This window comes from Streptomyces sp. NPDC051218, from assembly GCF_044455475.1.
Classification (GTDB): domain Bacteria; phylum Actinomycetota; class Actinomycetes; order Streptomycetales; family Streptomycetaceae; genus Streptomyces.
Map to the genome: position 1 here is coordinate 381,426 of NZ_JBITEU010000005.1, position 13,723 is coordinate 395,148.

A 13,723-nucleotide genomic window follows, 5' to 3' on the forward strand; every position below is an offset into this window, starting at 1 on the left:
GATCATAAGTACACGTGGCTGACGATCAACTGCCGCGAACTCCGGACAGCACCAGCCGCCTGCATTCGCTCGGACTGCCCCAAGTCCCGCGCAGGGCCCGCGCCTTGGTCAGCCAGAGAGACAAGTCGTACTCAGCGGTGTAACCGATGGCCCCGTGCAGTTGCAGGGCCGCCCGCGCGGCGCCGTACGCTGCTTCGCTCGCCGTCACCTTCGCCGCCGCCACATCCGCCGTCCGCAGGGTCAACGCCGCCCCGAACAACAGGGGCCGCGCGAACTCAAGGCTGATGAGGACGTCCGCGAGGCGGTGCTTGACCGCCTGGAAGCCGCCGATAGTCGTACCGAATTGAGTCCGCTGCTTCACATACGTGACTGTCTTGTCGAGCAGTGCGAACCCGACACCCAAGGCCTGCGCGGCCGTCGCGAGGGAGGCCCAGTCGGCCGCCGACCGGGCAGCCTCCGTCACCGCCCGGCCCGAAGCGAGGAGTTCACCGCCCGGCCGGAGCCGGGCCAGGCGCCGGGCCGGGTCCAGCGACCGCTCCACGCGCGCGTGCCCGGAGGCCAGGCGCAATTCGCCCTCCGCGGCGGTCAGCCGCAGCGTCGCCGCGTCCGCGTCCAGGGCGAACGGCCCTCCTTCGGGGAGAGAGAGCGTCGTGACGGCCTCCCCGGAGGCCAACGGCGGCAGGAGCCGCTTGGCCGGGGCCGCCTCGCCCAGCTCGGCGAGGCGGGCGAGCAGCGCGCCCGCAGCGACCGTCTCCACCACCGGCCCCGGGACCGCATGCCGCCCCAACTCCACGAGGGCGACGGCCATGTCGACCGGCAGCAGCCCCACCCCCTCGTACTCCTCGGGGACGGCGAGAGCGAAGACACCCGCGTCCGCGAGGCGCCCCCACACGGCACGCCCCGGTGTGTGGTCCCCGGCGGCCCACGCCCTCGCGGCGGCCGGGGTGTCCGCCGCCGTCAGCATCGCGTCGAGGGAGCGCGCGAACTCGCGCTGCTCGTCGTCGAGGAGGAACCTCATCAGCGGCGTCCCTTCGGAAGTCCGAGCAGCCGCTCGGCGATGATGTCGCGCTGGATCTCGTTCGTGCCCGCGTAGATCGGCCCGGCGAGGGAGAAGACGTACCCCTCGGCCCATTCGCCCCGGCCGCCGCCGTCGCCCTCGCCGTCCCCTTCCGCCAACTCGCCCTCCGGGCCCAGGAGATCGAGCGCGGTCTCGTGCAGCGCGATGTCGTACTCGGACCAGAAGACCTTGTTCAGGCTCGATTCCGCGCCGATCGTCTCGCCCGCCGCGAAGCGCGAGGCGTTGGCCCAGGTGAACAGCTGGTAGGCGCGGGCGCCGATCACGGCGTCGGCGATCCGGTCGCGCAGCGCGGTGTCCGTGGGGTCGCCGTGCTCGCGCCACTGTCGCACCAGGCGGTCCGCCGTGGCGACGAAGCGGCCGGGGGAGCGCAGTGTCAGGCCGCGTTCGTTGCCCGTCGTGGACATGGCGATCCGCCAGCCCTGGCCCGGCTCACCGATCACGTCCTCGTCCGGCACGAAGACGTCGTCGAGGAAGAGCTCGGCGAACGCGGGCTTTCCGTCGAGGCGGCCGATGGGGCGGACAGTCACGCCGTCCGCGTCGAGCGGGAACATCAGGTAGGTCAGGCCACGGTGCGGCTTGCCCTCGTCGTTGCCGCGCGGATCGCTGCGGAACAGGCCGAACGCGCGGTCGGCGAACGCGGCCCGCGACGACCAGGTCTTCTGACCGCTGATCAGCCAACCGCCGTCCGTGCGGCGTGCGGTGGAGCGCAGAGACGCGAGGTCCGAGCCGGACTCGGGCTCGGACCAGGCCTGCGCCCAGATCACCTCGCCGCGCGCCATCGGCGGCAGCACCCGGGCGCGCTGCTCGTCGGTGCCGAAGTCGAAGAGGGTCGGGGCGAGGAGGTTGATGCCGTTCTGCGATACCCGCCCCGGGCCGCCCGCGGCGAAGTACTCCTCCTCGAACATCAGCCACCTGACGATGTCGACGCCCTGCCCGCCGAACTCCTCGGGCCACGAGACCACCGACCAACGGTCGGCCGCGAGCTCGCCCTCCCAGGCGCGGTGCGCCGCGAAACCCTCACGGGTCTCCAGCGACGGCAGCGGCGCGGCGGGCACGTGCCCGGCCAGCCAGTCGCGCGCCCGTTGCCTGAACTCTGCTTCCCCGGCGGTGAAGTCGAGGTCCATCAGTGCGCCCACCTCTTCGTCCGGTTCTTCTCCAGTCTTCCCTAACAAGTGTTTGGTAGATTACTCTGGGTCGGGTCAGCCGTCGAGAGCGAGTCGAGAGCCACGAGAGTTGAGGGGGCCGAGCATGGACGCGCCCACGTACGTGCCGGGGCACGGTCTGCTCGCGGGCCGCACCGCCGTCATCACCGCCGCGGCCGGAGCGGGCATCGGCGGCGCCACCGCCCGCCGCTTCCTGGAGGAGGGCGCGCGGATCGTCATAGGTGACGCCCATCCGCGCCGCACCAAGGAGACGGTGGAGGCGCTGGCCGGGGAGTTCGGCGGCGACCGGGTCGAGGGGATGCCGTGCGACGTCACGGACGAAGCTCAGGTGCAGGCTCTGTACGACCTGGCGGAGCAGCGCCACGGCGGCCTGGACATCGTCGTGAACAACGCGGGACTCGGCGGCACCGCCGAGCTCACCGAGATGACCGACGAGCAGTGGGACAGAGTCATCGACGTGACGTTGAACGGCACGTTCCGCTCCCTCAGGGCCGCCCTGCGCCGCATGCGGGCCGCCGACCGGGGCGGCGTGATCGTGAACAACGCCTCGGTGCTCGGCTGGCGCGCCCAGGCCGGACAGGCACACTACGCGGCGGCGAAGGCGGGCGTCATGGCCCTCACCCGCTGCGCAGCCGTCGAGGCCGCCCCCCATGGCATACGGATCAACGCGGTGTCGCCCAGCCTCGCCATGCATCCGCACCTCGCGAAGGTCACATCGCCGGAACTGCTCGAAGAGCTCACCGCGCGCGAGGCGTTCGGGCGCCATGCCGAGCCGTGGGAGATAGCCAACGTCATCGTCTTCCTGGCCAGTGAGTACTCCTCGTACATGACGGGGGAGACGGTGTCGGTCAGCAACCAGCACGCCTAGGCGGAGAATGACCGTGTGTCGAAACAGAAGCAGAGCAGCACCACGCATCAGCAGAGCAGCACCACGAACCAGCAGACCAGCACCACCAAGAAGAAGGCCCCCGTGAGCTCGCCCGAGCGCCGCGGTGAACTCCTCGCCATCGCCGCCGACGTCTTCGCCGAGCAGGGGTACAACGCGACCACCGTCCGCAAGATCGCGGACGCCGCCGGCATGCTCGCCGGCAGCCTCTACTACCACTTCGACTCCAAGGAGTCGATGCTCGAAGAGATCCTCTCGACCTTCCTCACCGAGCTGTGGGAGGGGTACGACACCGTGCTCCAGTCGCGGCTCGGCCCCCGCGAGACCCTCGAAGCACTCGTCACCGAGTCCTTCCGGGAGATCGACCGGCACCGCTCCGCCGTCGCCATCTACCAGAAGGAGTCCAGGCACCTGGTCGCGCAGGCACGCTTCCAGTACCTGACCGACTCGCAGCAGCGCTTCGAGAAGACCTGGCTCACGACACTGGAGCGCGGAGTCGCCGAGCGCGTCTTCCGCGACGACCTGGACATCCGGCTCGCCTACCGCTTCGTACGCGACACCGTCTGGGTCGCCGCGTCCTGGTATCGGCCCGGCGGCGGCCACAGCCCCGAGGAGATCGCCCGCCAGTACCTGTCGATGGTCCTGGACGGCATCGCCATCCGCACCACGTAGAGCGCGCGTCGCCGCCCGGCGACCGCACCGACCGAGGAGCACGAGGAGTACGCAGCCATGGCAGAGGCCTACATCGTCGAAGCGGTCCGCACCCCCGTCGGCAGGCGCAAGGGCGGCCTCTCCGCCGTCCACCCCGCCGACCTGGGAGCCCATGTCCTGAAGGCACTCGTCGAGCGCACGGGAATCGACCCCGCCGCCGTCGAGGACGTCGTCTTCGGCTGTCTGGACACGGTAGGGCCGCAGGCCGGTGACATCGCCCGCACCTCCTGGCTGGCGGCAGGTCTGCCCGAAGAGGTGCCCGGCGTGACCATCGACCGGCAGTGCGGATCCTCGCAGCAGGCCGTGCACTTCGCGGCGCAGGGCGTCCTGTCCGGCACCCAGGATCTCGTCGTCGCGGGCGGCACACAGAACATGTCGATGATCCCCATCGCCTTCGCCTCCCGACAGGCAGCCGAACCCCTCGGCCTCACCGAAGGCCCGTACGCGGGCAGCGAAGGCTGGCGCGCCCGATACGGCGACCGGCCCGTCAACCAGTTCCACGGCGCCCAGCTGATCGCGGAGAAGTGGGGCATCACCCGCCGCGACATGGAGGAGTTCGCCCTGCGCTCGCACCAGCGAGCCGTCCGCGCCATCGACGAGGGCCGCTTCGACCGCGAACTCACCGCCTATGGGGACGTGACCACCGACGAGGGCCCGCGCCGCGACACGACCCTGGAGAAGATGGCAGGCCTCAAGCCCGTCCTGGACGACGGCACCATCACCGCCGCCTGCTCCTCACAGGTCTCCGACGGCGCAGCCGCCCTGCTCATCGCCGGCGAACGAGCCGTGCGGGAACACGGGTTGACGCCCCGCGCCCGCATCCACCACCTCTCCGTGCGCGGCGAGGACCCCATCCGGATGCTGTCCGCGCCGATCCCCGCGACCGCGCACGCCCTCAAGAAGACCGGCATGACCATCGATGACATCGACCTCGTCGAGATCAACGAAGCCTTCGCGCCGGTCGTCATCGCCTGGCTGAAGGAGACCGGCGCCGACCCGGAGAAGGTCAATGTCAACGGCGGTGCGATAGCCCTCGGCCACCCTCTCGGCGCGACCGGCGTCAAACTGATGACGACGCTCCTGCACGAACTGGAGCGCACAGGCGGCCGGTTCGGCCTCCAGACCATGTGCGAAGGTGGTGGCCAGGCGAACGTGACCATCATCGAGCGCCTCTGACGGCGTCCAGCAGCGGACCCGACCTTCACCCCTTGCGGGAGTTGCTGCCCGGACCCCGCACCGCGAGGCCTACTCCCCGGCTAGTCTCGATGTCTGTACGTCGATTGAGCGACCTCGGGAGGTAGCGCGATGACGCAGGGACGGCCCGGAGGTGGCACCTGGGCCCCGCTGTGGGAGCGCGACGTGGAAGTCGCCGCGGCCGCACGGGCCGTTGACGAGCTGTGTTCCGACGCGACGACCACGGGCGGGCTGCTCGTCTTCCAGGGAGAGGCGGGCATCGGCAAGACGGCGCTGCTCGCCGAGGTGCGCCGCATCGCGGAGGGGCGGGCCACGGTGTGGTCCGCACGGGGCGGTGAGACCGTCACCTCCGTCCCCTTCAACGTCGTACGCCAGTTGCTGCAACCGGCGCTCGTCGGTCTCTCCCCGGAATTGGCGCGGGAGTACCTCGGCGACTGGTACGAGATCGCGGGCCCCGCACTTGGCATAGCCGAGCCGACCGGTGTCCAGGCCGACCCGCAGGGCGTGTGCGACGGCCTGGTCGAGGCCGTCGCGCGCCTCTCGGGGCTGCACTGGCCGCTGGTCCTGCTCATCGACGACGCGCACTGGGCCGACCAGGAGACCCTGCACTGGCTGGCCGCCTTCGCCCAGCGCCTCGGCGAACTGCCCGTCCTCGTCGTGGTCGCCCACCGGCCCGACGACGCCACCGGTGACAGCGCGCGCCACCTGGCGGCGGTCGGCGCCGCGGCCCGCCCCTCACCCCCGCTGCGCGCGCTCACCCCGGACGCGGCCGCCGGTCTCACCCGGGCGACGCTCGGCGAGCACGCGGACGCCCCGTTCTGCCGCGAGGTGTGGGCGGTCACCGGCGGCAATCCCTACGAATCCGTGGAACTGCTCGCCAAGGTGCAGGACAGCGAGCTCGAGCCGGTGGAGAGCTCCGCCGCCGAGCTGCGCGCCCTGAACCGTTCGGCGCGCGGCCGCGGACTCGTCGCCCGTCTCGAGGGCCTCGGCACGGACGTCACGCGGTTCGCGTGGGCGGCCGCGATCCTGGGCACCGCCATCCCGCTGGACCTCGCCGCCTCGCTCGCCGGGATGACCCGCGACACGGCCGAGCGGTGCGCGGAGCGGCTGCGCACCGCGCGCATCCTGCTCGGCGCCGACGACGCGCTGGAGTTCGTCCATCCGCTGATCGCGAGCACCGTCTACCGCTCGATCCCGCCCGCCACCCGCACCGCGTTCCACGGCCAGGCAGCCTGGGCCGTCACGCTGTCGGGGCGTGGCGCGGCGGCCGCGTCCCGGCACCTCCTCGAGGTTCATCCGGACGACGACCCCGAACTGGTCAAGCAGTTGCGCGAAGCGGCGGCCGAGCATCTCGCGGTCGGCGCCCCGGACGCGGCCCGCCGCTGTCTCGAACGGGCTTTGCGGGAACCGCCGTTGCCCGAGACCCACGCGCGCGTGCTCTATGAACTGGGCTGTGCCACGCTCCTCACCTCGCCCGTCACCACGATCGGTCACCTGCGCGAGGCGCTCAACACGCCGGGTCTCGACCGCAAGCTGCACGTGGACGCGGTGTGCCGCCTCTCCCAGGCCCTGGTGCACAACGACCAGTTGGAAGAAGCCCTGCGCGTCGTGGACGCCGAGGCCGAGCGGCTCGATCCCGGCCCCGACCGGATGCGTCTGCAGGGTGTCCACTACATGTGGGAGGGCATCTATTCGCGCGAGGAGGACGCGACGGGTCGTTCGCGCCGCCTGGCCGCGCTGGCAGGACCGCTGCCGGGACGCGACAACTCCGAGCGCGCCCTGCTGATCCTGCGCGCCTTCGACGCCATGACCCGCGGGGAGAACGCGGAGGTGATCGTCGACCTCTGCGACCGCTCCCTCGTCAACGGCCGCCTCGCGCCGGGGCTCGGCTGGACCGACACGGAGTGGGGCTTCGAGCTCCTGACGATGCTGGGCGGTTCGTACATCTTCACCGACCGCCTCGACCGCGCCGAGAGTGTCTTCGCCGAGGGGGTCCGTGCCTACGAGGCCGCGGGCTGGAGCGGCGGCCATCTGGCGGTCGCCAAGGCCTGGTTGGGTCTGGTGTACCGCAGGCGCGGACGTCTCGTCGAGGCGGAGGCCTCGCTGCGGGAGAGCCTTCGCCTCACCGACCGTGTGGGCAGTGGTCTGCCGATGCACTGGGACGCCGCGTGCAAGCTCATCGACACGCTGCTCGCCCGGGGCAGGGCCGATGAAGCCCAGGAGGTCGCCGACCGCTACGGCATCGCGCCGCCCTACCCGTCCACGATCCTCCTGCCCGACATCCACTCGGTGCGGGCCCGCCTGCTGATCGCCACGGGTCAACGGCCCGATTGCATCAGCGAGTTGGAGGTGGCGTCGAAGGCGGCTGACGAACGTGGCCGTTACAACACGGTCGTCAACCCCTGGGCCTACGACCTCGCCCGCGTGCTCGCCGAGGAGGATCCCCGCCGGGCCGCCGACCTGGTCGCGGACGCACGGGTCCAGGCGGAGCTCTTCGGCACGGACACGGCGATCGGCGAGGCGCTGCGATGCGCGGCCTACCTGGAGACCGGCCAACGGGCGATCGAGCTCTACGCCCGAGCCGCCGCCTGCCTGGAGGCGTCACCGTGCGCCTACGAACACGCGGTCGCACGGGTCGAGTACGGAATCGCGGCAGGCTCCGAAACCGAACTGGCCCGAGGCCTGGCCCTGGCAAAATCCTGCGGAGCCGACGGCTTGGCCGCCAGGGCACGGGCTTCTATGGAGGTGGCGGGGGTTTGAGCGGGCCTCCCCGTTAGCGGAACCGGGGCACACCCCGCGCAGCCCCGGGGGCTCCGCTGTGGGCCGCATTGCTCGTTCGCTGGGCAGGCGGGTTTCTTCAGCCGGAGGCGACAACTGGCGTTCCGGGCGCGGTGCGTCTGTGGAGGTGGCGGGGGTTTGAGTGGGGCGTCCCCGGTAGTGGAACCCGGGCGGCACGCCCCGCGGGCCCCAGAGGCTACGCCCCCGGGGCTTTGCCGCGGGCCGCGTAGCCGGTTGCTGAGCGGCCTTCGGGGCTCTGCTGTGGGCCGCATTGCTCGTTCGCCGGGCAGGCGGGCTCCCTCAGCCGGGGGCGACAGTTGGCGTTCCGGGCGCGGTGCGTCTGTGGAGGCGGAGGGGGTTTGAGTGCGGGGCTCTGCCCCGGGCGGCGCTGGTGAGGGCTCCCACGGCTCTTGGTGCCGGGGGCCAGCCTTCCGGGCCCCGGCGCTGCACTCCGCCTCCCGGGGTCCCGACGCCGGGCCGTGCTCGGCGGCGCGCAAGGTCCGGGCAGAGGGGGGCTGGCTGCGGCGAGGGCAGGGGTCTGTTCAGGGCAGGGGTAGCCGCCGTGCCACCTCCGTCGCTTCCGTCATCACGCGCGTGACCAGCTCCTCGCACGACGGCAGGTCTTCGATGATGCCCGCCACCTGGCCCGAAGCCATGACTCCCGCCTCCGGCAGCCCGTCCACCATCGCCGACTTCAGCATCATCGGCGTGTTCGCGGCCAGCAGGATCTGACTCCACGTCATCCCCTTGCCGTGGCGCATCGCGAGGCCGTCCCGGGCCATCTCCGCCCACCCCATGCCGGATATCTTGCGGAACGCCGCCGCGTGCCGCACGGCCCGTGCGAGGGATGCCGCTCGCCCCGACTTCTCCAGGGACGCGACCAACTCCGTCCGCAGCATCCGATGGGGGAGGCCGTCCACCCGCGTGGTCACCGTGACGTCCTTGACCGACGCGGCAAGATAGCGGGCCTTGACCGCGTTCGGCACCGTCGAGTCCGACGTGAGCAGGAAGCGCGTGCCCATCGCGACCCCCGCCGCGCCATAGGCGAGCGCGGCCACGAGCCCCCGGCCGTCGAAGAAACCGCCCGCCGCGATCACCGGAATGTCCACCGCGTCCACGACCTGCGGCAGCAGCACGGTCGTGGCGACCTCGCCCGTATGCCCGCCGCCCTCACCGCCCTGCACGACGACCGCGTCCGCACCCCACGCCGCGACCTTCTCGGCATGCCGACGCGCACCGATGGACGGGATGACGACCACTCCCGCGTCCTTCAGCTCCGCGATCAGCTCCTTCGAGGGGGCCAGCGCGAAGGACGCGACCCGCACCCCCTCGTCGACGATGACCCGCACCCGGTCCCGCGCGTCGCCCGCGTCGGCACGGAGGTTGACCCCGAAGGGCTCGCCCGTACGGGACTTGACCTCGCGCACTGCCGCACGCAGCTGGTCCAGGGTCATCGTCGCGGAGGCCAGGATGCCGAGCGCGCCCGCGTTCGCCGTCGCGGAGACCAGACGAGGGCCGGCCACCCAGCCCATGCCGGTCTGCACGATCGGGTACCGGACACCGACCAGCTTCGTCAGCGCCGTCTCCATGCCCGCCGGGGCCGCCGTCACGAACGCACCTCGCGCTCGCGCAGAGCCCGCGGGTCCACCACGTCCCGGATCAGCCGCAGTTCCTCCGAGGTGGGCTCGCGGGTGTGCGGGACGTCATCCGGCATCGCGAGCGCGAAGCCCGTCGACTCGCGCACCTGCTCGGCCGTCACGCCCGGATGCAGGGACACCAGCCGCATCGCATGGCCCGTGGCTCCGAAGTCGAGGACACCGAGGTCCGTCACGACCCGGCGCAGATCGTGGAACCGGGTCGCGGAAGGGCCTGCCGCCGCGGCACTGTCGTAACCGACGCCGCTGATCATGTCGACCTTCTCGACGAAGACGCGGGTCGAGTGACGCGGAATCCAGTAACTCACCGGGTTGTTCAGGGTGTTGACCGGCGCTCCCCGCACCCCGAGGAGCTGGCGCTTGGGCCGCTCCCAGTCGCCGATGCAGGAGATGTTCTGGTTCCCGAAGCGGTCGATCTGGCTCGCGCCCATCATCACGTGCCGTCTGCCGCCCATGACCATGGTCAGATGCCTGCGGTACGGCAGCCAGCCCTCCGTCACCGCCGACCGCGCCCCCACGGCGGGCACATCGCCGATCAGGAGCGCCTCCCCGTCCGTGAGCAGGAGGTCCGGCGAGAACGTCAGCTTGGCCAGCCGGGCGGCGATCGAAGGGATCGTGCCCATGGGGGACGCGAGGATCTCGCCGGCGTCCCGCCAGGCCTCGGCGCAGGCGATCACGCAGTACTCGGCGCGGGTGACGGAGGCCGGCACGGAGGCGTCGGCGGTGGCCGTCGGGTCGGTTCGCGTCATCGCTGCTCCTTGTGCCAGGCCCGGACGGCCGTTTGATAGTCCCGTTCGGTGCCGGCGAGGAAGCGCTCCTCGAATTCCTTCCAGGCGTCCGGGTCCCCCGCGGCTGCGGCGTAGGCCTTCTGGAAGGGCTCGTCGCGGCCGTAGTCCGGGACGCACGACGTGAAGTGCGCGCCGTCGGGCGTCTCGGTCACGCCCGTCACCGCGTGCCGGGAGATCAGCATCGTCTGCGGCGCCGCCTGCTCGGTGAGCTCGCTCGACTCGACGATCCGCTCGCACGACACGTACGCCGTGTCGGCCGCCTCGCAGAACAAGTCGTCGAAGTACGGGTCCGGGCCCAGATACTGGGCGTTGCCCAGGCGGTCGGCGCGGTTCAGGTGCACCAGCGCGGCGTCCATCCGCAGGGCGGGCACCGCGACCAGCTCCTCCCTGTCCGCGTACGGCGAAGTGACCGTACGAAGCTGGGGGTTGACCCGCAGGACGTCCGAACCGAGGCCCGCCCGGATCGGCAGGAACGGCAGCCGCTGGGCACCGGCCGTCAGGCCCTGCATGAACATCGCCTCGTCCAGCTCGACCAGTTCGAAGGCGCCACGCTCGCGAGCCGCGCGGAAATGCGGCTCCAGAGGGATGGAATCGAGGGTAGTGAACGCCGTGACCAGCTTGCGGATCTTCCCCGCCGCTGCGAGCAGGCCGACGTCCGGACCGCCGTACGACACGACGGTGAGGTCCGTGATCCCGGACCGCAGAAGGGCCCGCACCAGCGCCATGGGCTTGCGGCGCGACCCCCAGCCGCCGATGCCGAGCGTCATCCCGCTCCGCAGCCGCCCCACGATCGCGTCGGGCGTCATGGTCTTGTCCGTCATGCCCTGCCCTCCCCCTTCTTTCCCTCTCCGATGCCTGTCCCGGAGTCCGTCGCAGAGTCCGTCCCGAAGTCCTCGCGGATCCGGTCGGCCAGGCCGCTCAAGTTCGCCTCGAAGGTGAAGCCCTGCTCGAATCGGTAGCTCCGGTGCACGTCCACGGGGTCGATGCCGTTGATCGCGGCCTTGGCGAACCGCAGCAGCGTCCCGTCCTTCCGTGCGATCTCGTACGCCAACTCCAGCGCCGCGTCGCGCAGTTCCTCGGGCGGCACGACGCGCCAAACGGAGCCGTGAGCGTGCAGCTCGGCCGCGGTGGCCGTGCGCGAGGTGTAGTACAGGGCGCGCATCAGGTGCTGCGGCACCAGGCGGGCGAGATGCGTCGCGGCGCCGAGCGCGCCCCGGTCCAGCTCGGGCAGGCCGAACGTCGCGTCCTCGCTCGCCACGATCGCGTCGGCGTTGCCCACGAGGCCGATGCCGCCGCCCAGGCAGAAGCCGTGCACCGCGGCCACGACCGGCACCTCGCATTCGTACACCGCGGAAAAGGCCTCGTAGCACCCGCGGTTGGCGCCTATCAGAGCGGCGTGGCCGCTGTCTCGCTGCATCTCCTTGATGTCCACGCCCGCGTTGAAACCGCGGCCCTCGGCGGCGAGGACCACGCACCGCGTCTCGGGGTCGCGCCCCGCCGCGCGCACCATGGCGGCGAGGTCGAACCACCCCTGCACGGGCAGGGCGTTGACCGGTGGGAAGTCGACGGTGACGACGGCCACGCCCTTGTCCGGGGCGGAGGTGGAGACAGACATCAGAGGATCCGCTACCTTTCAACCAGGCTCTTCAACCAAACATTTGTTAGTTGGAAAGGTAGCAGCGATGACTGACACCCGACAGGTGGTGGTCGTCACCGGCGGCACCCGAGGCGTCGGCGCCGGTATCGCCCGCAGCTTTCTCGCCGCCGGCGCGCGGGTCGTCGTCTGCGCGCGCAGGCCGCCGGACCACCCGGTCGAAGTGGCGGGCGCAGCCGCCGAGTTCCGGCCCCTCGACCTGCGCGACGCGGAGGCGGCCCACGCGTTCTTCGCGGACGTCGCCGCCGACCACGGCCGGTTGGACGCCCTGGTGAACAACGCGGGCGGCACGCCCTTCGGGCTGCTCGCCGAATCCGCGCCCGCCCGGCAGGCGAAGATCGTCGAACTCAACCTGCTGGCACCGCTGTACGCGTCCTTGGCGGCATACGAGGTAATGCGGTGCCAGGACGGCATCAAGGGCGGCGGGGGCAGCATCACCATGATCGGGAGCGTGAGCGGCTCCCGCCCCTCACCAGGCTCCGGTGCCTACGGTGCGGCCAAGGCGGGCCTGGAGAATCTCGCGCGCACGATGGCCGTCGAATGGGCCCCGAGGGTGCGTGTGAACACCGTCGTGCTCGGCCTCGCCCGCACCGAGAGCGCCCACTTGCACTACGGCGACGAGGACGGCATGGCGGCGGTCGCCCGCACCGTGCCGCTCGGCCGCCTCGCCGATCCGTCGGACGTGGGGGACGCGTGCGTGTTCCTCGCCTCCGACAGCGCGCGCTACATCAGCGGCGCCGCACTGCATCTGCACGGTGGCGGCGAACGCCCCGCGTTCCTGGACGCCGCGTCCGTCAACCACTGAACGCATCTGGAAGCGAGGAGTTCCGCATGACCTCAGCCAGCAAGCCGGACCCGGGAATCTGCGCGGGCCGCGTCGTGATCGTCACAGGTGCGGGCCGTGGCCTCGGTCGGGCGCACGCGCGCGCGTACGCCGCCGAGGGCGCCAAGGTCGTCGTCAACGACCTCGGGGTGGGGCCCGACGGCTCCGGAGCTTCCGGCGGGCCCGCGCACGACGTCGTGGAGGAGATCCGCGCGGCGGGAGGCGAGGCCGTGGCGCACGGCGGTGACATCGCCACGTCCGAGGGTGCCGCATCCCTGGTGCGGGCCGCCCTCGACGCGTACGGATGCCTCGACACCCTCGTCAACAACGCGGGGTTCCTGCGGGACCGCATGCTGGTCAACCTCGGGGACGGCGACTGGGACGCGGTGATGCGCGTCCATCTGAAGGGGCACTTTCTGCCGCTGAAGCACGCGGCCGCGTACTGGCGCGGCGAGGCGAAGGCGGGACGCGCGCGGCACGCGTGCGTGGTCAACACCAGCTCCGGGGCGGGCCTGTTGGGGAGCGTCGGGCAGGGGAACTACAGCGCGGCCAAGGCCGGGATTCTCGGGCTCACGCTGGTGGCCTCCGCGGAGTTCGCCGCCTACGGAGTGCGCGTGAATGCCATCGCGCCCGCCGCGCGTACGCGGATGACGGAGCAGACCTTCGCGGACACCATGGCCGCGCCCGAGGGAGGCGGTTTCGACGCGATGGCTCCGGAGAACGTGTCGCCGGTCGTGGTGTGGCTCGGCTCCGAGGCGTCCGCGGGTGTCTCGGGGCGTGTCTTCGAAGCCGAGGCGGGGCGCATCACCGTCATGGAGGGCTGGCGCCCCGGGCCGACGGCCGACAAGGGGGCCCGCTGGACCCCGGCGGAGGCGGGCGACGCGGCGTTCAAGCTCCTCGCCGCGGCGCAGGCGCCTCAGCCGGTGTACGGGGCGCGTTAGAGGCGCGGAGCCACCGGGTGGGCCCGGCAGCGGAGCCCGCCCGGGGCATGGA

Annotated in this window: 12 protein-coding genes; 6 read left to right on the forward strand and 6 right to left on the reverse strand. The window is 71.8% G+C overall.

Features of this window, described 5'->3' with window-relative positions; all coding sequences use genetic code 11:
- Positions 1–25: 25 nt before the first annotated feature.
- Both ACIBCK_RS18005 and ACIBCK_RS18010 read right to left on the reverse strand, forming a co-directional pair.
- Entirely contained in the window at positions 26–1,018 is a 993-nt protein-coding gene (locus tag ACIBCK_RS18005; protein WP_399391260.1) for an acyl-CoA dehydrogenase family protein, read from the reverse strand.
- Complete coding sequence (locus ACIBCK_RS18010) at positions 1,018–2,202, reverse strand: acyl-CoA dehydrogenase family protein (protein WP_399391261.1); 1,185 nt, start codon at positions 2,200–2,202, stop codon at positions 1,018–1,020. Before ACIBCK_RS18010 ends, ACIBCK_RS18005 begins: the two co-directional genes overlap by 1 nt.
- 124 nt (positions 2,203–2,326) lie before the next feature.
- Between ACIBCK_RS18010 and ACIBCK_RS18015 the strand changes: the two genes are divergently transcribed.
- The 4 genes from ACIBCK_RS18015 to ACIBCK_RS18030 all read left to right on the forward strand — a co-directional run bounded on the left by ACIBCK_RS18015 (position 2,327) and on the right by ACIBCK_RS18030 (position 7,792).
- On the forward strand, positions 2,327–3,109 hold the full coding sequence (locus ACIBCK_RS18015) for an SDR family oxidoreductase (protein WP_399391263.1): 783 nt from the start codon (positions 2,327–2,329) through the stop codon (positions 3,107–3,109).
- A gap of 102 nt (positions 3,110–3,211) precedes the next feature.
- Complete coding sequence (locus tag ACIBCK_RS18020; protein WP_399391531.1) at positions 3,212–3,799, forward strand: TetR/AcrR family transcriptional regulator; 588 nt, start codon at positions 3,212–3,214, stop codon at positions 3,797–3,799.
- Positions 3,800–3,856: 57 nt separating this feature from the next.
- Positions 3,857–5,014, forward strand: a complete 1,158-nt coding sequence (locus tag ACIBCK_RS18025) for an acetyl-CoA C-acetyltransferase (RefSeq protein ID WP_399391265.1) — start codon at positions 3,857–3,859, stop codon at positions 5,012–5,014.
- Positions 5,015–5,143: 129 nt separating this feature from the next.
- Positions 5,144–7,792 carry an ATP-binding protein gene (locus ACIBCK_RS18030; protein ID WP_399391267.1) on the forward strand — a complete coding sequence of 883 codons (2,649 nt, stop codon included), beginning with the start codon at positions 5,144–5,146 and terminating at the stop codon, positions 7,790–7,792.
- A gap of 560 nt (positions 7,793–8,352) precedes the next feature.
- Here ACIBCK_RS18030 and ACIBCK_RS18035 read toward each other — a convergent pair.
- From ACIBCK_RS18035 to ACIBCK_RS18050, 4 genes are read right to left on the reverse strand one after another with little or no spacing between them, the layout of a single operon-like run.
- Entirely contained in the window at positions 8,353–9,420 is a 1,068-nt protein-coding gene (locus ACIBCK_RS18035; RefSeq protein ID WP_399391268.1) for an NAD(P)H-dependent flavin oxidoreductase, read from the reverse strand.
- A complete protein-coding gene (locus ACIBCK_RS18040; RefSeq protein WP_399391270.1) occupies positions 9,417–10,214 on the reverse strand; it encodes a CoA-transferase subunit beta in 798 nt (265 codons plus the stop codon). Before ACIBCK_RS18040 ends, ACIBCK_RS18035 begins: the two co-directional genes overlap by 4 nt.
- Positions 10,211–11,074: a CoA transferase subunit A gene (locus ACIBCK_RS18045; protein WP_399391272.1), complete on the reverse strand. Its 864-nt coding sequence runs from the start codon at positions 11,072–11,074 to the stop codon at positions 10,211–10,213. The genes ACIBCK_RS18040 and ACIBCK_RS18045 overlap by 4 nt, the downstream gene beginning before the upstream one ends.
- On the reverse strand, positions 11,071–11,868 hold the full coding sequence (locus ACIBCK_RS18050) for an enoyl-CoA hydratase family protein (protein WP_399391274.1): 798 nt from the start codon (positions 11,866–11,868) through the stop codon (positions 11,071–11,073). Before ACIBCK_RS18050 ends, ACIBCK_RS18045 begins: the two co-directional genes overlap by 4 nt.
- 67 nt (positions 11,869–11,935) lie before the next feature.
- Here ACIBCK_RS18050 and ACIBCK_RS18055 point away from each other — a divergent pair, with 67 nt between their 5' ends.
- Both ACIBCK_RS18055 and ACIBCK_RS18060 read left to right on the forward strand, forming a co-directional pair.
- Entirely contained in the window at positions 11,936–12,712 is a 777-nt protein-coding gene (locus ACIBCK_RS18055) for an SDR family oxidoreductase (RefSeq protein ID WP_399391276.1), read from the forward strand.
- Positions 12,713–12,738: 26 nt separating this feature from the next.
- The gene (locus ACIBCK_RS18060) at positions 12,739–13,671 is read left to right on the forward strand and encodes an SDR family oxidoreductase (RefSeq protein ID WP_399391278.1); all 933 of its coding nucleotides are present in this window, start codon (positions 12,739–12,741) and stop codon (positions 13,669–13,671) included.
- Positions 13,672–13,723 lie beyond the last annotated feature (52 nt).